The organism is Jannaschia sp. L-14R (assembly GCF_056857695.1).
This window is the reverse complement of the sequence record NZ_JBSXNP010000009.1, coordinates 712,392-731,743: the sequence shown is the minus strand read 5'-3', so window position 1 is coordinate 731,743 and position 19,352 is coordinate 712,392. Positions and strand designations below refer to the sequence as shown.

Here is a 19,352-nt window from a genome sequence, read left to right as displayed (position 1 = left end):
GGCCGGTTTCAGCGTAAGCCACTCTCTCTGGCGACGGTCACACCAGCCGCGATTGCTCCTTCGCGGCTCGCACGAAATCGGCAAACAGGGGATGCGGTGCGAAAGGTTTGGACTTCAGCTCCGGGTGGAACTGCACGCCGATATACCAAGGGTGATCCTTGGCCTCGACGATTTCGGGCAGGCGACCGTCGGGCGAAAGGCCGGAGAAGAGCAGGCCATTCTTCTCCAATTGCTCACGATATTTGATGTCGACTTCATAGCGGTGGCGATGCCGCTCCTCGATGGCGATGCCGCCATAGGCCTGGGCAACGCGAGATCCTTCGGTCAGCACCGCGTCATAGGCACCCAGACGCATGGTGCCACCCTTGTCGTCGGACTTGGCGCGCGTCACCTTGGCGTTGCCCTGCACCCATTCCTTCAGGTGATAGACGACGGGCGTGAAATTGCGCGGGTCGACGCCCTCGGAAAATTCCTCGGACGCGGCGTCGCCCATGTCGGCCATGTTGCGGGCCGCCTCGATCACCGCCATTTGCATCCCCAGACAAATGCCAAGATACGGGATCTTGCGCTCGCGCGCGAATTGCGCGGCCTTGATCTTGCCTTCGGTTCCCCTTTCGCCAAAGCCACCTGGCACAAGGATCGCGTTCAACCGCTCCAGATGCGGGGCGGCATCTTCATTCTCGAAGACTTCGGCATCAATCCACTCGATCCGGACCTTGACGCGATTGGCCATGCCACCATGGGTCAGCGCCTCGGCGATGGATTTATAGGCGTCTTCCAACTGCGTATACTTACCGACGATGGCGACGCGCACCTCGCCATCGGTGTTGTGGATACGGTCGACGACATCTTCCCATCGGTCCAGGTTCGGCTTGGGCGCAGGCGAAATGCCAAAGGCATCCAGCACGGCCTGATCCATACCCTCGCGGTGATAGGCTAGCGGCGCTTCGTAGATCGACTTCAGGTCCTGCGCCGCGATCACCGCATCCGGCCGCACATTGCAGAACAGCGCGAGTTTTTCGCGTTCCTTAGTCGGAATCGGACTTTCGGATCGGCAGACGAGGATGTCGGGGGCCAGGCCGATGGATCGCAGTTCCTTGACCGAATGCTGCGTCGGCTTGGTCTTCAATTCGCCGGAAGCTTTAATGAATGGCAGTAGCGTCAGATGCATGAAAAGGCACTGACCGCGCTCCTTTTCCTGCGCAAACTGACGGATCGCCTCGAAGAAGGGCAGGCCCTCGATATCGCCGACGGTGCCGCCGATCTCGCAGAGCATGAAGTCGACTTCATCCTCGCCGATGCGGATGAAATCCTTGATCTCGTTGGTGACGTGCGGAATGACCTGAATTGTCTTCCCCAGATAGTCGCCCCGCCGCTCCTTCTCCAGCACGTTGGAATAGACCCGGCCCGAGCTGATCGAATCGGTCGACCGCGCCGCCACACCCGTGAACCGCTCATAATGCCCAAGGTCGAGATCTGTTTCCGCGCCATCGTCGGTCACGAAGACCTCGCCATGTTCGAAGGGCGACATCGTTCCCGGATCGACGTTCAGATAGGGATCAAGCTTGCGCAGCCGAACCGTGTATCCCCGTGCCTGCAACAGCGCACCAAGGGCCGCCGAGGCAAGCCCCTTGCCCAGCGAAGATACGACCCCGCCGGTGATGAAGATAAATCGTGCCATGCCAGATGCCCCCGCGAATACGCCTGAATCCGGGGCCGAGAATCACGGCCCAAAATCGTCAATCACGGGATTTGAGAATAACAGGACAATATGCCGGGCCGCAACCGCCGCCCGCTATATCCTGAGAGTTTTCGTCCCGTCCTGTCTAGATATGCCCGTCGGGTCTTATTCAGAACGCGGCGGCACTGCCGGAGAATCCCCCGCCGTCGGTGGCAGCAGGCTGTCACCCGAGGGCGGCGCCGGGGCCAACACACTATTCTCGGGGGTCGACGGCAAAATATCGACCACCGATCCGCCGGCCGCGTTCTGTGCCGCCACAATCGTCAGCGTCACCGATGTAACCAGAAACGAAATCGCAAGAACCCAGGTCAGTTTGGTCATCGCCGTGGCTGCCTGACGCCCGGTCATCGCGCCGCCTCCGCCCCCGCCCATACCCATGCCGCCACCCTCGGACCGCTGCAAAAGCACGATCCCGATCAGGCAAAATGCGATGATCAGGTGGATGACGAGGATGACGTTTTCCATGGCGGCCCGCTCAGACTTGTTCGCTGGGCTACCTATTGTCTGCGGAGCGGCCCCGCAAGCCCTGCGCGGCGATGGGTGTTTGCAAGGCTTCCCTGTCACCGCGGGCCGGGTTAGGGGGGAACGGTTTCAACCGGATCGAGGGCCTGCAATGGCGAACGTAGTGGTGGTCGGTGCCCAGTGGGGTGACGAAGGCAAAGGCAAGATTGTCGACTGGCTGTCGGAACGCGCGGATGTGATCGCGCGGTTCCAGGGAGGGCATAACGCGGGCCACACGCTGGTCATAGATGGCAAGGTCTACAAACTGTCGCTGCTGCCATCGGGTATCGTGCGGGGCGGCAAGCTGTCGGTCATCGGCAACGGTGTGGTCCTGGACCCCTGGCATTTAATCAAAGAAATCGACCAGTTGCGCGAACAGGGCGTCACTGTCACGCCCGAGACCCTGATGATCGCCGAAAACACGCCGCTGATCCTGCCGATCCATGGCGAGTTGGACCGCGCGCGGGAAGAGGCCTCGGCCAAGGGAACCAAGATCGGCACCACAGGACGCGGCATCGGCCCGGCTTATGAAGACAAAGTCGGTCGCCGTGCCATTCGTGTCGCCGATCTGGCCGATGTAACAACGCTGGAAACCCGCGTCGACCGCGCGCTTGCGCACCAAGATGCGCTCCGTCGTGGCCTGGGCATGGAGCCCGTCGACCGCGATGCGCTGCTGACTGCGCTTCGCGATGTCGCGCCAGCCGTTCTGGAATATGCCGCACCCGTCTGGAAGGTGCTGGACCAGAAGCGCCGCGCTGGTAAACGCATTCTGTTCGAGGGCGCGCAGGGGGCGCTGCTCGACATCGACTTCGGCACCTATCCCTTCGTGACGTCCTCCAACGTCATCGCGGGTCAGGCCGCTACCGGCACAGGAATGGGACCGGGCGCGATCGACTTCGTTCTGGGCATCGTCAAGGCCTATACGACCCGCGTCGGCGAAGGCCCGTTTCCGGCAGAACTGGACGATGCCGACGGTCAGCGTCTGGGCGAGCGCGGGCACGAATTCGGAACGGTAACAGGCCGCAAGCGCCGTTGCGGCTGGTTCGACGCCGTGCTGGTGCGGCAGACCTGCGCCACATCGGGCGTCAATGGGATCGCGCTGACCAAGCTGGATGTGCTCGACGGGTTCGAGACGCTGAAAATCTGCACCGGGTACGAGCTGGACGGCAAGACCATAGATCATCTGCCGTTCGCGGCGGACGCACAGGCGAGGTGCAACCCGATCTACGAGGAAATGCCCGGCTGGTCGCAATCGACCGAAGGTGCGCGCAGCTGGGCCGACCTGCCCGCGGAGGCGATCAAATACGTCCGCCGTGTGGAAGAGTTGATTCAGTGCCCCGTCGCCCTGCTTTCCACTTCGCCAGAACGCGAGGATACGATCCTGGTAACCGATCCGTTCGAGGACTGACCCATGGCCTTGTCACACAAGACCCGAAAGCGTCTTTCGCTTCTCATCCTCGTCGTCGGGCTGCCGCTGTATATCGTGTTGGTCGTCGGGATCATGGGGATAATCTACGACCGCTGGGGGCAGCCGCCGCTGCTCATCGAGCTGGCAATCTATATCGTGCTGGGCGTGGTGGCGTTCTTCCCGTTGAAACCGATCTTTCTGGGCACAAGTCGCGAAGATCCGGATGCGTCTGAAGGTGATGCCGATTGATCCGTTGCATGGATGTGCCGTTATGCTGCGATCAGTGGCCCGGGTGTCTTGTGTCTTGCCCGACATCAAGGCCAGAGCCTCACCTTCAAACTGCTGATTTTGCCGGTTTGCAGGCCTGGAGTTGATGGGCGCGATGCGGTTGCTGATTGCGGGCGACTCTGCCTGGGCTGTCTGCCATGGCAAACCCGCTGACCGATGCGATCGAAGACCTATATGATGGTCACACCCGAGGTCCACAGCGCAGGGGCTCTGCCCGGTTGTCGACTTGCGGCTACGGCATGTCGAAGCCTCGATCGGGTTCAGCAGCATCCATATACCCGATGGCGAGTGCTCCAACAGCACGAATGACCCGTTGATCATGAGCGTCTCGAGGCAAAGTTCCCGAGCAGCGCGCATGAAGTTTGGCGCTCTCAGCCCAGAAGTCCGGCGATTTCCCTCCACGATCGACGGGTCCGGGCCATTCAAGCAGCAACTGGCGCTATGCGGAAATCGTCGACACTATCCAGACGTCGTATGCCAATCCGGTTTTTTGGCTGGCCGAGGAGATTTTTTCCAAGACAACAGACCGTGTCGCCGCCTTAGGCTGATTTGGCGCGAGATTATGTCAACCTGACACATCCGAAAGACCGGTTTGCAAGTCCGGTTTGACTGGGCGGCACAAGTCAGCACCCACCTTTTGACAAGACCAACTACGAAACCCGATAGGACAAATGAAAAGGCCCCGCCGGTTGCACGACGGAGCCTTCTGAAGTTGATTTCCGCAGGTTCAGCCCGCGCGACGCTCGGCCTGATCGGAATAGCGGCTGTCGGTGGCCAGGGCGAATGTGCCCCGGCTAACCTTGCGGATCGTACCGTCACGCAGAAGCTGACCGAAACCACGCAGACCATCTTCGCGGCTCAGGTCGTCGACCGCTTCGGCAGCCAGATGCAACAGACGGGGGCGCGAGAAATTGTCCTGCCCCATGACCTTGGCGCTGTAGACCGCAGCGGCCTCCAGAATGTCGGCCAGATCGCTGGCGCCGACATCGGCTGCGAAGGCTTCGAAGTCTTCAGCTCCCATCAGCGCGTCGTCACGAACTTCCATCTCGGCGGTGCGCGGCGCGCGGCGCGGCTGAACCGGAGCGGGCTCGGCGGCAGGTGTGGCGTCTTCGACCCGCTGTTCCGACACCAAGACCAGCGGTGCAGGGCGTTCGGGGCGCGGGGTGGAGCGGCCTTCGGCGGGGACCTTGCGTCGCGGACGAACTGTGCTGGCAAGATCGGCGCGATAGGCACCGGTATCGTCTTGGTCTTGTGTCTCGACAGGACCGTCGGCACGACGGGCGGCCACGGCGGCTTTCAGGTGCGAGATGTTGGCATGGCGGCGCGACGTGTCCTCGCCCGACAGACGGCTGTCTGTGGCGGCGAACAGACGTTCCATGTCGGGGTCCGAAGGGACTGCGGCGCGTTCTTCTTCATCTTCCACCAGATCGCCGCCGCTTTCTGAACTCGGATCGTTTTCGGCGACCGGATGGGCAAGATCTTCCTCGGCATCTTCCACGACGGGATCGTCATGCTTCGGCGCAGAGTCTTTGATGACGGCATCATGCTCGGCATCGTCGTCCTGCAGGGCGGCCACGAGATCTGCGTCGTCGTCCTCGTCGTCCATCCCGAGAATCGAGCTTACGATACCGTCATTTTCATCTTCGGCCGTCAGGTCATCGCCCTCGTCCAGACGGATCGCGGCCAGTTCGGCCATCAAGTCATCGTCTTCATCGGCCGCGTTTTGCGTGGCAGCTTTTTCCGTGGCCGGGATCGCCGTTTCGCCCGTCGCATTGATCGGATCAAGGGTCAGTTCGGCTTCGATGGCGGCCAGTTCGGCCATCAGCTCGTCACCTTCATCCTCGTCGGATGCAGCAACATCTTCGGCCACTTCGGGCGGCGCAGCTTGTACGGAAGACGCATCTTCTGCCTCAAGCTCGGTTGTTTCCACGACGGCGGCATCTTCCTCGGCGGCCCGCTTGGCCGCAGCCTCGGCGCGGCGAATTTTCCGGATCCGTATCCGGCGGGGCACGGCGGCTTCGGCATCTTCCCCATTGGAGGGGTCCGTATCGTCTTCGACCTGTGCGTCGTTTTCCTGATCGTCGGTCTCGGTCCCGCTTCCGGCAGCTTCGACGGGCGTGCTGTCCTCGGTAATGACTGTCTCAGGGGCGGCGGGTTCAATCGCCTCCTCGGTCGGTTCGATTTCGGCAGGCTTATCCAGATCGGACGACAGTATGGCAGCCAGATCAGCGGCCATCGTGTCCTCGCCGTCCGCTTCCTCTGACCCATCATCCTCCACGGTAGCATCGGTCGGCAGATCGTCATCCTCCACGGTAGCATCGGTCGGCAGATCGTCCAGCGCATCGGCGGCAAACGCAGCGGCAAGCGTGTCGTCTGCCATCGGCGCGTCGTCGTAGCCGTCATCCTCGTAGGACGCATCATCCATCATGTCGTCGGCATGTTCATCTTCGGCATAGACAGCGGATGACTGGCGATCAGCTTCGACCACACCACGGATACGCGCCAGTTTCGCTGCAACACTGTCGGAAGCGTCCGCAACATCGGCTTGAACTGCATTTTCGTCCGGCCCTGCCGATACGGTATCAGCCTCAGGCGCATCGTCCTGTCCGGTGTCAATCTCGCCGCTCCTGCCTTCTGTGGCGACGTCGTCTTTTTCGGCGGCGTCAGCTTCGGATACCGCTTCAGCCTTATCGGCCAGTACCATGGCTGCGATATCGGCGGGGGCTTCGCGGGCATCGAATGCGGCTGAAACCGCATCGGCGGCAGGCATCGCCGATGGACGCAGCAGTATGCCGCCGTCTTCGGGCTTGGCCTCGACCGATTGCTTGGCGCGGGTTTCCGCAATCATGCGCAGCATTGCCATATCCGGGGTAGGAGGTTCCGCACCGAAGAATCGGTCATCCGCAGCAAGATCCCGGAAATATTCCGCGATGCCTGTCATCGTACTGAACGGATCGTCAAACCCTTCCAGGGTGCAGGAAAACGTGCCGTAGGCAACGGTGAGAATCTTTTTGTCGGGGACCATCGGGGCGCCTCCACTTTATTCCCGCGAGGGAATCCTGTTTCACTTCACCTTGCACATAAACAAACGATTCCATTCAAATCGTGCCCGGATCGGGACCATTTGACGATGCCGAGGGCGGATTCTTGCCAGATTCGAAACGAATTGGTCTCATTGACGACATACCTCCAACCCTGGAAGGGCAAACACTGGTCGGTGGGGCGCCTGTTACCATCCGAACCCTTGAAGAAGCTTTAAGTCGCGCGCCCCGTCTCATTGCGGTGGATGGCGGTGCAGATGCCGCACTTGCCGCAGGCATGGTTCCCGAAACAGTGATCGGCGACCTCGATTCGATCTCGGATGCCGCACGTTCTGCTTTTGCGGACCGCCTGCATCACATCGCCGAACAGAATAGCACAGATTTTGCCAAGGCGCTGCGCATCAGTCCCGCAGCCCTAACCATTGCGGTGGGGTTCATCGGTGCACGCGTCGATCATTTTCTGTCGTGTTTGACCGAAATGGTTCGTAGCGGTGCGAATTGCGTGCTTTTGGGCGAAGAAGACTGCATATGCATCGCGCCGCCTTCGCTTGATCTGGCACTGAAGGCCGGTACGCGCCTGTCGCTCTGGCCGATGGGTCCGGTGCGCGGCACGTCCGAGGGGCTGCGCTGGCCGATCGACGGATTGGAGTTCGGTCCCACCATGCGTACCGGAACCTCGAATGAAGTCATCGGGCACGTGCGTTTGCGACTGGACGGGCCAATGGCGCTGATCCTTCCGTCGGATGTACTGCCAACCCTGCTCAAATCGCTGGACGCAACCCCTCGCGGAGCGGCGATCTCCCGTCTATAAGACAGCGACGATCTTAAGGAGCGCAGCGATGTCCGCCACACCGAACCCTATCGACATGGCCAAATACGTTTCGGCCCGCCGCGCGCTGGACTATGTTCAGGACGGCATGCGGGTCGGCCTGGGAACCGGATCCACCGCCGCCTGGATGGTTCGCTGTCTGGGCGAAATGATCCGTCAGGACGGTTTGCGCGTGACCGGCGTGCCGACTTCGACACGCACGGCGGAACTGGCGCGTCAATGCGGTGTTCCGATTGCCACGCTGGAAGACGTGAAGTGGTTGGACCTGACGATTGACGGTGCCGACGAATTCGACCCCGATCTGGCGTTGATCAAAGGCGGCGGTGGCGCACTGTTGCAGGAAAAGATCGTTGCGACAGCCTCGGATATGATGGTCGTCATTACCGATAAGTCAAAACAGGTCGATCATCTTGGCGCTTTTCCCCTGCCGGTGGAGGTCATTCCCTTCGGCTGGCAGACTACCAAGGCGTTGATCGAGGAATCGCTGATCGGCATGGACGTCGCGGGCCGGTCGGTCACCCTGCGCCTGAACCGCGATGCGTCGTATCGCACAGACGAGGGCAACCTGATCCTCGATCTTCATCTGCGTCGTATCGGTAATCCGCGGCAACTTGCGCTTGTGCTGAACCAAATACCCGGTGTGGTCGAGAATGGGCTGTTTCTGGATATCTGCGACGTGGTGATCATGGGCGATGCGGATGGCGGTGTCGAAGTGCGCGATATCAACAATGGAACCGTGACCTACGAAAAGGTCGATATCCAGGACGATGACAACATCTTCGTGGCGATCGCGGACTGAGGTGCGGCAAGGCCGCATCCGTAATCCGACGAGGCCGCGTGCGGTGCGCGCCCGCGCAGATATCCCACCACGGCGACATTCCCGGAAGGATCTACAATGAACTTCGACTATGACCTCTTCGTTATAGGTGGCGGCTCGGGCGGTGTGCGGGCCGCGCGACTGACGGCACAGGATGGACACAAGGTCGGCTTGGCGGAACAAAGCCGCATGGGCGGCACCTGTGTCATTCGTGGCTGCGTTCCGAAGAAGCTCATGGTCTTTGCCTCGGGCTATGCCGAACTGATGCAGCAGGCGAAAGACTACGGCTGGGATGTTTCGAACGGTAAATTCGACTGGCCGCATTTCATCACGCATCTCAATGCCGAACTGGATCGGCTCGAACAAATCTATCGCACGAATCTACAGAAGGCAGGCGTCACGATCCACGATCAGCGTGCCGTGCTGATGGACGCGCATACCGTTGAATTGGCTGACGGCACCACCTACACCGCCAAACACATTCTTGTTGCCGTGGGCGGTCATCCGATACTGCCAGACATAAAGAACGCCGATCTTGGAGTTATGTCGGACGACCTGTTCAATCTGCCCGAGCTTCCGAAAAAGATGCTGATCGTGGGCGCAGGCTATATTGGCTGCGAATTCGCGGGCATATTCAACGGCCTCGGGTCAGAGGTCAGCATGTTCGTGCGCAGCGCACAGATCCTGCGCGGATTCGACGAGGAGGCGAGGGGCCATATCGGCGACGCGATGCAGCAGCGTGGCGTCAGGATTCACACCGGCTGCGCCCCGATGAAAATCGAAAAGCGCGGCGACCGGATTTGGGTAAAGGGTTCCAACGGCCACGAAGAGGAGTTCGATCTGTTGGTCTGGGCGACGGGTCGCAATCCGAATACCGGCGGGTTGGGTCTGGCAGAGTTGGGCGTCGAGCTGGAGCGGCGGGGTGAAATTTGCGTCGACGAGTACAGCCAGACCGCCGTTCCGTCGATCTATGCGATTGGCGACGTGACAGGCCGCGTCGAATTGACGCCCGTGGCGATCCGCGATGGTGTCGCGTTTCACCAGACCGTGTTTCAGGGCAACAAGACCCCCGTCGATCATGCGCTTGTCCCCACAGCGATCTTTACCCAGCCCGAGATGGGCACCATTGGCCTGACCGAGGAAGAAGCCTGCGAACAGGAACCGACGCTGGTCTATGCCACCGCTTTTCGCCCCATGCAGACGACTTTCGTCGGCGGAGAGGAGCGGATGCTGTTCAAGATGCTGGTCTCGAAAAAGACCGACAAGGTACTGGGCATCCACATCGTCGGCCCCGGTGCGGGAGAGATGATCCAGTTCATCGGCATTGCCCTGAAGATGGGAGCGACCAAGGCGGACTTCGACAGGACCTGCGCCGTCCACCCGACGATGGCCGAGGAATTGGTGACGATGACACACCCCGTGCGGGACCTTGCTTGATATGTTAGGTCGCGGGACCAATCTGTAACACCACGTGATAGAATAAATGGAATGAAGGGACGATCCTGATGGCAGGTAGCGGAGGCCCCTGGGGGGGCAGCGGGAAATCCGGTGGCGGGGACGGCGACGACCGGGACGCCTCGCAGCGTCCGAATGGCGGGCGCCGCCCCCCGAACCGAGGTCCGCAAGGCGTGCCGGAAATCGACCAGCTGATGAAAAAGGGGCAAGACCAGCTCCGGGTTCTCATGGGCGGTCGCGGTGGCGGCAACCCCAACGGCGGTGGCAGCGGTGGGGGCGGGTTCGAACTGAACCGCGCGACTATCGTGATCGGCTTGCTGGGGGTTCTCCTGATCTGGCTGTTCATGTCGTTCTATCGCGTGCAGGCCGATCAGCGTTCGGTCGAGTTGTTTCTGGGCAAATTCTCCGATGTGGGCGCACCCGGTCTGAATTTCGCGCCATGGCCTATTGTTACCAAGGAAGTTCTCTCGGTCACGTCCGAGCGCACGGTGGCCATCGGTGTCAACCGCGGCAACCGCGACGAACAGGGCCTGATGCTGACTGGCGACGAGAATGTCGTCGACATCGACTTCCAGGTCGTCTGGAACATCAATGACCCGGCCGAATATCTGTTTAATCTGCGCGACCCGGAGCAGACGATCCGCGCCGTGTCCGAATCCGCCATGCGTGAAATCATCGCCCGGTCGGATCTGGCACCGGTCCTGAACCGGGACCGGGGCATCATCGCCGAAGAACTTCGGACTCTGATCCAGGCCACGCTCGAAAGCTACGATTCGGGCATGCAGGTCCTTCGGGTCAACTTCGACCGGGCCGATCCGCCCGAGCAGGTGATCGACGCCTTCCGCGAGGTGCAGGCCGCCGAGCAGCAGCGCAACCGTCTCCAGTCCGAGGCCGACCGCTATGCCAATCAGGTGCTCGCCGGCGCGCGGGGTGAAGCCGCACAGCTTCTCGAAGAGGCTGAAGGCTACCGCGCCCGCGTCGTCAATGAAGCCACCGGTGAAGCCAGCCGTTTCACTTCGGTTCTGACGGAGTACTCCGCCGCGCCCGAGGTCACCCGCAAACGTCTCTATCTGGAAACTATGGAACAGGTGCTGGGCGACGTCGACAAGATCATCATCGACACCAGTGTCGGCGGCAGCGGCGGTCAGGGTATCGTGCCCTATCTGCCTCTCAACGAACTGCGCGGTACGCGTAACGAGGAAAACAACTGATGAAACGGACAGCATATCTCCTGCCGATCGCAGCACTAATTCTCGTGGCGATCTTCTCTTCGGTCTTCGTGGTCGACGAACGCCAGAAGGCGCTGGTGCTGCAATTCGGTCGCGTCGTTGACGTCAAGCAAGATCCGGGGATCGCCTTCAAGATCCCCTTGATCCAGGACGTCGCCTACTATGACGACCGCATTCTGTCGCGCGATATTGACCCGATGGAGGTCACTCCCAGCGACGATCGTCGCCTCGTGGTCGACGCTTTCGCGCGCTATCGAATCGCCGATCTGCTCCAGTTCCGGGAGGCCAATCCGACGGGCGGAACCGAACAGGCGGAACAGCGTCTGGACGATATTATCCGGTCGCAGATGCGCGAAGTCCTGGGTTCGGTGTCCTCGAACGAGATCCTGTCGGAAGACAGGGCCGCGCTGATGCTGCGGATCGCATCGGCTTCGCGGACGCGGGCGGCAAACCTTGGGTTGCAGGTCATCGATGTGCGCCTCAAGCGCACCGATCTGCCGCCGCAGAACCTCGACGCGACCTTCGCCCGGATGCGGGCTGAACGCGAACGCGAAGCTGCTGACGAGATCGCGCGCGGTGAAGAAGCCGCACAGCGCATCCGCGCCCAGGCCGACCGTACCGTGATCGAGCTGACGTCCGACGCAGGCCGTGAAGCAGAGATCGTCCGAGGCGAGGCAGATGCCCGTCGTAACAGCATCTTCGCCGAAGCCTTCAGCAGCGACCCGGAGTTCTTTGAGTTCTATCGTTCGCTGACGGCGTATACGCGGGCGCTGCAGGGTTCGAACTCGACGCTCGTTCTGTCGCCGGACTCGGAGTTTTTCGACTATCTGCAGACAGACGGTATTGCGGGCAGTTCCGGCGCTGCACAGCGCGAGATCGGTTCGGCTCAGCCCGCGCTTCTCCCAGCATCATCGCAGGAGGCGACCGCCCCCGCAGACGATTCCACTGCGCCCGAAGATGACGCAACCGCACCTGCGGACAACGCAATCGCACCGGACGATTCCACTGCACCCGCAGGCGACGCTGCCGTGCCTGCGGAAGGTGTCACGGCTGGCTCCGGCAACTAGTCCGTCACCATGGCAAACTGAACGGGCCGCTTTCACAGGTCGGCCCGTTCCACCTGGCAGACACGGCTCCGTAATGCGGCGGCCGTTTTTTCTTCACCCTTGGCGCGCGGATGCGAAGGTTGTAGTTTGGACCTGACCTCTCACGCGAGTGTGATGGCGAGTGCGTTGAAAGTTTGGCAACCGATGCGAACATGCAACGGACCCGGGGCCCGGCAGCGTCAGTTCAATCGGGACTCCAATTTGCTCTGCCAAGGGCATGAACAGGTATCTCAGGAGGGACCTTCCTTGACTACAGACACGAATCCGCAATTGTCAGTCACCGCTGCGCTTCGCGCGCTGACGACGCTCGTGATGGGGCTAGCGATGCTGGTCGCATCCAGCCTAGCGGCTGTTGCGCAACGCGCTCCCGACACATTCGCCGATCTTGTCGATCAGGTTTCTGGCGCGGTCGTGAACATCACTACGAATACCTCGATTGCCGCCGCCGATCAGGGTCCGAATTCAGGCAGCCCGCTGGAGGATTTCTTCGAGGAATTCCGCCGCCGCAATTCGCCCGACGGGAATGTACCCGAGATGCCTCGACGTCGTGGCAGTGCGCTCGGTTCCGGGTTCGTGATCAGTGAAGACGGCTATATCGTAACCAATAACCACGTGATCGCGAATGCGGACGAGATCATGATCGAGTTCTTCTCGGGTCAGGAACTGCCTGCCGAGATCATCGGCACCGACCTCAACACCGATCTTGCCCTGCTCAAGGTCGAATCCTCCGAACCGCTGCCTTTCGTCTCATTCGGCGACAGCAAGGCTATGCGGACAGGCGACTGGGTCATGGCCATGGGCAATCCGCTGGGTCAGGGCTTTTCGGTCAGTGCGGGCATAGTATCGTCTTTGGGACGGGAACTTCAGGGCGCATATGACGACTTTATCCAGACCGACGCCGCGATCAACCGCGGCAACTCGGGCGGTCCGCTGTTTAACATGGACGGTCAGGTGATCGGGGTGAATACCGCCATCCTGTCGCCCAATGGCGGCTCGATCGGTATCGGGTTTGCGATGTCGTCAAATGTCGTCAACAATGTCGTGGGCCAGTTGCAGGAATTCGGCGAGACCCGCCGCGGCTGGCTGGGCGTGCGCATTCAGGATGTGGATACGGAACTGGCCGATGCGCTGGGTCTTGAAACCGCGCGCGGTGCCCTTGTGACAGATGTGCCGGAGGGGCCTGCGTCCGAGGCCGGGATATTACCACGTGATGTCATCCTGACCTTCGACGGGATCGACATTGTGGACACCAAGCAGCTTGTTCGCACCGTCGGAAATGCACCGGTCGATACCGCCGTGCGGGTCGTGATCTTCCGCGACGGCGAAACGCAGACCCTTCTGGTTACGCTGGGTCGTCGCGAAGATGCGGAACGGACGATTCCTGCTTCGCTGCAGTCTCCTGATGAGGCAACCGAAAGCACGATCATGGGTCTGACCATCTCGACCCTGACTGATGAATTGCGGTCGCAACTTGGCCTGGAAGTCGATGTCGAAGGTCTGGTCGTATCCAACATCGAAGAGGATTCGGCAGCCTTCGAAAAAGGCCTCCGCATCGGCGACGTGATCGAGGAGGCGGGACAGGTTGCCGTCGGAACCCTTTCCGATCTGGAAGACAGGATTGCCGAAGCCCGCGATGCCGGCCAGAAGTCTTTCCTTCTGCTGATACGTCGCGGGGAGGACGCCCGGTTCGTGGCACTGCCGCTGGACGGGGAATAACCTTATACCATGAATTTCAGCCTTCGGGTTTGAAGCAATGTGTAAAACGGGCGTCTTTGGGCGCCCGTTTTCACAACTGGCGCCAGACCCATGCCCCGCTGAACACGACGGCCACCAGAATTGGTTGATGAATCAGATACAGGCTCAATGCGTGGCGCCCCGGCCAGGCCAGCGCTTCGGCCAATTGACCCGGCTGCTTGGGCCCCCACTGCATCAGTCTGCCTCCCCCGGCCTGTCCGAAGGCCAGCCCCGCCAGCAAAGGTGCAAGCCATGGCACCAACGGTTCATAGTCGATTGACGGTGGCACCCATGTGCCCAGGCCGGTCCACATCCACCATGCTCCGTCCAGCGCGGGCGTTCGCAACATCGGTGCCAGCCAGAATACGGCTGCGGCTGCCGCCAGCGTGACGACCCAGTGGGCCCGCAGAAACAGAAGTCCGATAAGTGACGTGAGAGCGATGGAATGAAGAATGCCGAACCGCACCCAGGCCCCGGGCACAGCAAAATAGGTCGCAAGACTGACCCCCGCCGCGGCCACGATCAACACGGCCAGACGCTTGAAATAGGACCGGGCCCGGAAGCGCGACCCATGCGCCAGCCACAACGAGAACCCGACCAAGAACAGAAAGCTGCCGGCAATGGTGCGGGCCGAGATGTCCCATAGACCGCCGAAGGTCGTGCCGGGCGGGACCAGTCCCAGCACCTCGAAGTCGCGTCCGAAATGAAAGATGGCCATGGCAACGAAAGCCAGCGTCCGCATCCAATCGACCGCGATCAGACGCCCTTTGGTGATAATCATATGCCGTTCCGTCCCAGTTCGACCAATCCAAGTGTCTGTGCCGAGGTTTTCGATAACATTCCACTTTCCAGACCGCGAGCTGCCTGGAATGTCCGCACGGCCTTTCGGGTCGGCGGATCGTACATGCCATTTATATCGCCCGAGTATAATTCCCGAGCCGCCAGGGCGCGTTGAATCTGTGCAATGAAGGCCGGGTCGCCGTCGCGCAGCGCGCAGGGGATTTCGAACCAGTTTTCGCCCCGTTCCTGCACGATGCGTGTCGACGTCAAGGTACGGAACCGCGCAGGCTCCACCACTATACCGTCGGAGTTCCGAACTTCGGCACTCTCCAACCGCTGTTCTGTCACCGTTTCCAGAATGGCGGGCGTCACACCAAGCGCATGGCAAGTGCCAGGCAGAGCATTGCTAGGACCGATCGTCCTGGTCACAGGCTCGACCGTGGAAATACCGCAAGCCGTCATCAGCAAGAGAAGGGGGGTCGTTCGGAGCATATGCACGGGCCTCGAGGCGCGATCTGTCGCCGCGCGTTCATGCGACCTTAAACTAAGTGCCGCCAAGGACAAACATTAGCAGATACGAGGTTGTCAGATCGGCCGGATCGCCCCTGCGGGTTGTTGCGCATACGTCACCACCTCGCTAACCCACAAGATGAAAATCGCAGGAGTTCCCATGCCCAAGATCACCTACATCGAGCACGGCGGCAAAGAGCATGTCGTCGACGTCCCCACCGGCCTGACCGTGATGGAAGGCGCGCGTGACAACAACATTCCCGGTATCGAAGCCGATTGCGGCGGGGCCTGCGCCTGTTCGACCTGCCATGTTTATATCGCGCCCGACTGGGTCGAGAAGCTGCCTGCCAAGGACGCGATGGAGGAAGACATGCTGGATTTCGCCTACGAGCCTGACGCCACAAAGTCTCGCCTGACGTGCCAGATAAAGGTGACGGATGCACTGGACGGATTGGTGGTGCAGATGCCGGAAAAGCAGATTTGATCCGTCTGGCGGTTCTCGCGACGCTCGTCTTGTCCGGACCCGCCGCCGCATGTCTTGCCCCGCCACCTGCGGACGTCATCAGAGGCAGTCTGGTCGAGGCCGCAGAAGCTGAGCCCAATGCTGCGTGGTATAGCACTCCGACCGGCATCTATGGTCATGGCATTATGGGGTCGGTCCCGGATGCACGTGATTTGGTTGCTAAAATTGCGACGGAAGATGGGGGCTGCCGCATTGTCATAACACAAGCAGGCGATGGGCACGTATTCGAGGATACCGCCCCGCGACTGGTCGACGTGACGGGCGACGGAACCCCGGAAATCATCGCCGTCCGGTCCAGTCTTGATCGTGGTGCGCAGCTGGTCATCTATCAGCACAGAGATCGCGCCCTGATCGAAATCGCCGCCACTCCCTATATCGGGAAACGCAACCGCTGGTTGGCTCCAGCCGCAGCGGGCGATCTGGATGGCGACAGATATGTCGAGATCGCCTATGTCGACCGGCCCCATTTGGCCAAGATCCTGCGCATCTGGCGTTATGCCGCCGGCGACTTCCGCGAGGTTGCGGCCGCAACCGGGCTGACCAATCATGCTATCGGCGATGAAGTCATCCACGGCGGCTTGCGCGACTGTGGGCAGGGACCGGAAATCGTTCTGTCGGACGCCGACCGGTCTCGGATGCTGGCCGTAACCTATGACGGGCGGACAATCCGCGCGCGCGGAATTGGTTTGTGGTCCAACGCTGCGGCAAAAGATGCCGTGGCCTGCCGCCGATGATACCGGACGTGCCGTCTGTGCTTCCGCAGGGAGCGGGGATCGGCGCGCTTGACCGTCCGGAAAGGCAGATCTAGCGGCCCGGCCCGCACAGCCGGACTAACGCCTGATGGACCTGCGTCCCCGGCGGCGTCAGACCCCCAGATCAGGCAGCGGGCAGTCCAGCGCGTCGTTGCCGATCTTCCGTGTCACGAGGTCCTGCGACGGATCGGCTCCGGACAGGCGTGCGCGATACTCGCCGCCGTCGCCCTCCAGAAAGTTCCAGCATTGCGACCCTGGATCATTGTCATAGATGAAGCAGATTTCACCCGCTGCATTCTCGAACCAGATGCCGCGCTGACACTGGCCGTCCTCGAATGCCCAGATGACGCGCTTGTCGTCGAAATACTGTTCTGCTCCGAATGCTTCCCCGAAGCGATTGAAATACAATGTCTTGCCGGTCACGATCTGGGCGAATTCATCCGCAGTCATGATGCGTTCCGCAAAAGCGGGTGCGGCAAACAAGGTCAGGCTGATCAGCAATGGATAGGTTAGAAACGAATGCATCGACTTCTCCTTTGTGAACACTTTTGCCGCAGGTGACCGCCGTGTCCATCCCGAGGGTGGCGCAGGCAGCCCGCCTTGGAGTGATTTCCGGGACTGTCATGGGTCGACCGTCAGCAGTGCACCGCTGAGAACGATTGAAAATGACAGTCTCCGATCAGCGACATCGGCGTATGATAGGCGCGTATTCTGCGGAGCGATTGGCGCGCATCGCCGCCCCGCGTCTTGCGACACATCAGGGAACAGCGCAAACAGAAGGCTCGGCGTCGCAATCGCACGCCGGGACGCGCCGTCTCCATTCTAGGCTCGCGGTGACGACAGGAAGGATGCGGCATGCTGGATCACGATAAGACAGACGGCGACGGGACGGGCCAATCCGGCAAGGGCGTCTGGAAATCCGGCAAGGGCCGGGGGCGGGCGACGCCGAAGGGGCGGCAATACGACGATGTTGCACTCGCCGAAGTGCGGGCGCTTCTGGGCGACCGGCCGCGACGGCGCGATCTGCTGATCGAGTTCCTGCATCTGATCCAGGACGAATACGGTCACCAATCTGCAGCCCACCTTCGCGCGCTGGCCGAGGACATGCGCCTGTCGATGGCCGAAGTCTGGGAGGTCGCGACTTTCTATGCCCATTTCGATCCGCTGCGCGAAAACGACCCGGTGCCGCCTGACCTGACGATCCGCGTCTGCGACTCGCTGTCGTGCGAATTGGCGGGATCGGAGACACTGATCGCGGCGCTGGAATCGGGCCATGATCCCGCGAAGGTTCGTGTGCTGCGCGCACCCTGCATGGGCCGCTGCGATACCGCGCCGGTGCTGGAGATCGGCCACCGCCACATCGACCACGCGACGCCGGAGTTGGTGGCCCAGACGCTTGAGGCGGGCGATCTGCACGCCGTCATCCCAGACTACGAAGACCTCGCCGCCTATCTCGCCGGGGGCGGGTACGTGCGGCTGACCGACCTGCGCGCGGGTGGCGACTGGCAGGCCGTGCAGCAGACGATTGCCGACAGCGGCTTGCGGGGCCTGGGCGGGGCGGGCTTTCCGTCGGGAAAGAAATGGGGCTTTGTGCGCGGCAATGCGGGCCCGCGCTACATGGCCGTGAATGGCGACGAGGGCGAGCCGGGCACCTTCAAGGACCGTTACTATCTTGAACGTGTGCCGCACCTCTTCCTCGAGGGCATGCTGATCGCGGCCTGGGCGGTCGAGGCGGAGCGTGTCTATCTGTATATGCGCGACGAATATCCGGCAGTGCTGCACATCCTTGCTACCGAAATCGCGGCCCTCGAAAGGGCGGGTCTGATCGAACCGGGCTACGTCGATCTGCGCCGCGGTGCGGGTGCCTACATCTGTGGCGAGGAATCCGCGATGATCGAGAGCATCGAGGGCAAGCGCGGCCTTCCCCGTCACCGCCCGCCCTACGTGGCGCAGGTCGGGCTGTTCGGGCAACCCACGCTGGTCCACAACATCGAGACCTGCCACTGGATCGCCCGTATCCTGCGCGAAGGACCGGAGATTCTGTCATCGGTCGAAAGGAATGGCCGCAAGGGTCTGCGCAGCTATTCGGTGTCCGGTCGCGTGGCCGATCCGGGCGTGCACCTTCTGCCCGCCGGGTCGACGGTCCGCGACGTGATCGCAGCGGCGGGCGGCATGGCCGACGGCCACATGTTCAAGGCCTATCAACCCGGAGGTCCGTCGTCAGGCCTGCTGCCTGCGTCGATCGACGATGTGCCACTGGACTTCGACACGCTGCAACCGCTGGGCAGTTTCATCGGTTCGGCGGCCGTCGTCGTTCTGTCCGACCACGACAGGGCGCGCGATGCCGCGCTGAACATGCTGCGCTTCTTCGAGGCGGAAAGCTGCGGTCAGTGCACGCCATGCCGCGTGGGCTGCGAAAAGGCCGTCAAGCTGATGCAGGCCAAGATCTGGGATACGGGCCTTTTGGAAGAGGTCAGTCAAGCCATGGTCGACGCCTCGATCTGCGGTCTGGGGCAGGCCGCGCCAAACCCGATCAGACTGGTGATGAGGCACTTCGCCGAGGAAGTCGGAGGTGGCGTCGCGCCAATGCCCGACAGCGACGGATATGATACGAACGATGCGCTGGACGGTTGACCCG

The 19,352-nt window shown here is 61.5% G+C and carries 17 protein-coding genes; 11 read left to right on the top strand and 6 right to left on the bottom strand.

Annotated elements, in window-relative coordinates; translation table 11 throughout:
- Nucleotides 1-37 precede the first annotated feature (37 nt).
- Together AC13C2_RS08055 and secG are read right to left on the bottom strand one after the other, a co-directional pair.
- Entirely contained in the window at nt 38-1,681 is a 1,644-nt protein-coding gene (locus AC13C2_RS08055) for a CTP synthase (RefSeq protein WP_339646162.1), read from the bottom strand.
- A 165-nt stretch (nt 1,682-1,846) separates the two neighbouring features.
- Nucleotides 1,847-2,206 carry a preprotein translocase subunit SecG gene (secG, locus tag AC13C2_RS08050; protein ID WP_092764936.1) on the bottom strand — a complete coding sequence of 120 codons (360 nt, stop codon included), beginning with the start codon at nt 2,204-2,206 and terminating at the stop codon, nt 1,847-1,849.
- Between the two features lie 148 nt (nt 2,207-2,354).
- On the opposite strand from secG, the gene AC13C2_RS08045 reads away from it, so the two are divergent.
- Together AC13C2_RS08045 and AC13C2_RS08040 are read left to right on the top strand one after the other, a co-directional pair.
- On the top strand, nt 2,355-3,650 hold the full coding sequence (locus tag AC13C2_RS08045; RefSeq protein ID WP_482886466.1) for an adenylosuccinate synthase: 1,296 nt from the start codon (nt 2,355-2,357) through the stop codon (nt 3,648-3,650).
- Nucleotides 3,651-3,653: 3 nt separating this feature from the next.
- Nucleotides 3,654-3,899, top strand: a complete 246-nt coding sequence (locus tag AC13C2_RS08040) for a DUF2842 domain-containing protein (protein WP_092764933.1) — start codon at nt 3,654-3,656, stop codon at nt 3,897-3,899.
- Between the two features lie 766 nt (nt 3,900-4,665).
- Here the strand turns inward: AC13C2_RS08040 and AC13C2_RS08035 are convergent.
- Nucleotides 4,666-6,963, bottom strand: a complete 2,298-nt coding sequence (locus AC13C2_RS08035; RefSeq protein ID WP_482886465.1) for a midas domain-containing protein — start codon at nt 6,961-6,963, stop codon at nt 4,666-4,668.
- Between the two features lie 122 nt (nt 6,964-7,085).
- Here AC13C2_RS08035 and AC13C2_RS08030 point away from each other — a divergent pair, with 122 nt between their 5' ends.
- The 6 genes from AC13C2_RS08030 (at nt 7,086) to AC13C2_RS08005 (ending at nt 14,131) form a co-directional block, all read left to right on the top strand.
- Nucleotides 7,086-7,790: a thiamine diphosphokinase gene (locus AC13C2_RS08030; protein ID WP_482886464.1), complete on the top strand. Its 705-nt coding sequence runs from the start codon at nt 7,086-7,088 to the stop codon at nt 7,788-7,790.
- 28 nt (nt 7,791-7,818) lie between these two features.
- Entirely contained in the window at nt 7,819-8,607 is a 789-nt protein-coding gene (gene rpiA, locus AC13C2_RS08025; RefSeq protein ID WP_092764929.1) for a ribose-5-phosphate isomerase RpiA, read from the top strand.
- A 96-nt stretch (nt 8,608-8,703) separates the two neighbouring features.
- The gene (gene gor, locus AC13C2_RS08020; RefSeq protein ID WP_482886463.1) at nt 8,704-10,062 is read left to right on the top strand and encodes a glutathione-disulfide reductase; all 1,359 of its coding nucleotides are present in this window, start codon (nt 8,704-8,706) and stop codon (nt 10,060-10,062) included.
- 68 nt (nt 10,063-10,130) lie between these two features.
- The gene (hflK, locus tag AC13C2_RS08015; protein WP_092764925.1) at nt 10,131-11,291 is read left to right on the top strand and encodes an FtsH protease activity modulator HflK; all 1,161 of its coding nucleotides are present in this window, start codon (nt 10,131-10,133) and stop codon (nt 11,289-11,291) included.
- Nucleotides 11,291-12,376 carry a protease modulator HflC gene (gene hflC / locus AC13C2_RS08010; protein WP_482886462.1) on the top strand — a complete coding sequence of 362 codons (1,086 nt, stop codon included), beginning with the start codon at nt 11,291-11,293 and terminating at the stop codon, nt 12,374-12,376. Before hflK ends, hflC begins: the two co-directional genes overlap by 1 nt.
- A 351-nt stretch (nt 12,377-12,727) precedes the next feature.
- Nucleotides 12,728-14,131: a Do family serine endopeptidase gene (locus AC13C2_RS08005; RefSeq protein ID WP_482886520.1), complete on the top strand. Its 1,404-nt coding sequence runs from the start codon at nt 12,728-12,730 to the stop codon at nt 14,129-14,131.
- 70 nt (nt 14,132-14,201) lie between these two features.
- Here AC13C2_RS08005 and AC13C2_RS08000 read toward each other — a convergent pair whose 3' ends face one another.
- Together AC13C2_RS08000 and AC13C2_RS07995 are read right to left on the bottom strand one after the other, a co-directional pair.
- Entirely contained in the window at nt 14,202-14,930 is a 729-nt protein-coding gene (locus AC13C2_RS08000; protein ID WP_092764921.1) for a heparan-alpha-glucosaminide N-acetyltransferase, read from the bottom strand.
- Nucleotides 14,927-15,301, bottom strand: coding sequence for a peptidoglycan-binding domain-containing protein (locus AC13C2_RS07995; RefSeq protein ID WP_482886461.1), 375 nt, complete (start codon nt 15,299-15,301; stop codon nt 14,927-14,929). Before AC13C2_RS07995 ends, AC13C2_RS08000 begins: the two co-directional genes overlap by 4 nt.
- 298 nt (nt 15,302-15,599) lie before the next feature.
- On the opposite strand from AC13C2_RS07995, the gene AC13C2_RS07990 reads away from it, so the two are divergent.
- Together AC13C2_RS07990 and AC13C2_RS07985 are read left to right on the top strand one after the other, a co-directional pair.
- Nucleotides 15,600-15,923: a 2Fe-2S iron-sulfur cluster-binding protein gene (locus AC13C2_RS07990; RefSeq protein ID WP_092764917.1), complete on the top strand. Its 324-nt coding sequence runs from the start codon at nt 15,600-15,602 to the stop codon at nt 15,921-15,923.
- Entirely contained in the window at nt 15,920-16,696 is a 777-nt protein-coding gene (locus AC13C2_RS07985; protein ID WP_482886459.1) for an FG-GAP repeat domain-containing protein, read from the top strand. Before AC13C2_RS07990 ends, AC13C2_RS07985 begins: the two co-directional genes overlap by 4 nt.
- Before the next feature lie 129 nt (nt 16,697-16,825).
- Here AC13C2_RS07985 and AC13C2_RS07980 read toward each other — a convergent pair whose 3' ends face one another.
- The gene (locus AC13C2_RS07980; RefSeq protein WP_482886458.1) at nt 16,826-17,239 is read right to left on the bottom strand and encodes a hypothetical protein; all 414 of its coding nucleotides are present in this window, start codon (nt 17,237-17,239) and stop codon (nt 16,826-16,828) included.
- Nucleotides 17,240-17,569: 330 nt separating this feature from the next.
- On the opposite strand from AC13C2_RS07980, the gene AC13C2_RS07975 reads away from it, so the two are divergent.
- Nucleotides 17,570-19,348: an NAD(P)H-dependent oxidoreductase subunit E gene (locus tag AC13C2_RS07975; RefSeq protein ID WP_482886457.1), complete on the top strand. Its 1,779-nt coding sequence runs from the start codon at nt 17,570-17,572 to the stop codon at nt 19,346-19,348.
- The last annotated feature ends 4 nt before the right edge of the window (nt 19,349-19,352 follow it).

What these genes read in the sequence shown, in the direction of transcription:
- AC13C2_RS08055 (WP_339646162.1), bottom strand. Translation starts at nt 1,681, where the DNA reads ATGGCACGATTTATCTTCATCACCGGCGGGGTCGTATCTTCGCTGGGC.
- secG (WP_092764936.1), bottom strand. Translation starts at nt 2,206, where the DNA reads ATGGAAAACGTCATCCTCGTCATCCACCTGATCATCGCATTTTGCCTG.
- AC13C2_RS08045 (WP_482886466.1), top strand. Translation starts at nt 2,355, where the DNA reads ATGGCGAACGTAGTGGTGGTCGGTGCCCAGTGGGGTGACGAAGGCAAA.
- AC13C2_RS08040 (WP_092764933.1), top strand. Translation starts at nt 3,654, where the DNA reads ATGGCCTTGTCACACAAGACCCGAAAGCGTCTTTCGCTTCTCATCCTC.
- AC13C2_RS08035 (WP_482886465.1), bottom strand. Translation starts at nt 6,963, where the DNA reads ATGGTCCCCGACAAAAAGATTCTCACCGTTGCCTACGGCACGTTTTCC.
- rpiA (WP_092764929.1), top strand. Translation starts at nt 7,819, where the DNA reads ATGTCCGCCACACCGAACCCTATCGACATGGCCAAATACGTTTCGGCC.
- gor (WP_482886463.1), top strand. Translation starts at nt 8,704, where the DNA reads ATGAACTTCGACTATGACCTCTTCGTTATAGGTGGCGGCTCGGGCGGT.
- hflK (WP_092764925.1), top strand. Translation starts at nt 10,131, where the DNA reads ATGGCAGGTAGCGGAGGCCCCTGGGGGGGCAGCGGGAAATCCGGTGGC.
- hflC (WP_482886462.1), top strand. Translation starts at nt 11,291, where the DNA reads ATGAAACGGACAGCATATCTCCTGCCGATCGCAGCACTAATTCTCGTG.
- AC13C2_RS08005 (WP_482886520.1), top strand. Translation starts at nt 12,728, where the DNA reads ATGGGGCTAGCGATGCTGGTCGCATCCAGCCTAGCGGCTGTTGCGCAA.
- AC13C2_RS08000 (WP_092764921.1), bottom strand. Translation starts at nt 14,930, where the DNA reads ATGATTATCACCAAAGGGCGTCTGATCGCGGTCGATTGGATGCGGACG.
- AC13C2_RS07990 (WP_092764917.1), top strand. Translation starts at nt 15,600, where the DNA reads ATGCCCAAGATCACCTACATCGAGCACGGCGGCAAAGAGCATGTCGTC.
- AC13C2_RS07980 (WP_482886458.1), bottom strand. Translation starts at nt 17,239, where the DNA reads ATGCATTCGTTTCTAACCTATCCATTGCTGATCAGCCTGACCTTGTTT.
- AC13C2_RS07975 (WP_482886457.1), top strand. Translation starts at nt 17,570, where the DNA reads ATGCTGGATCACGATAAGACAGACGGCGACGGGACGGGCCAATCCGGC.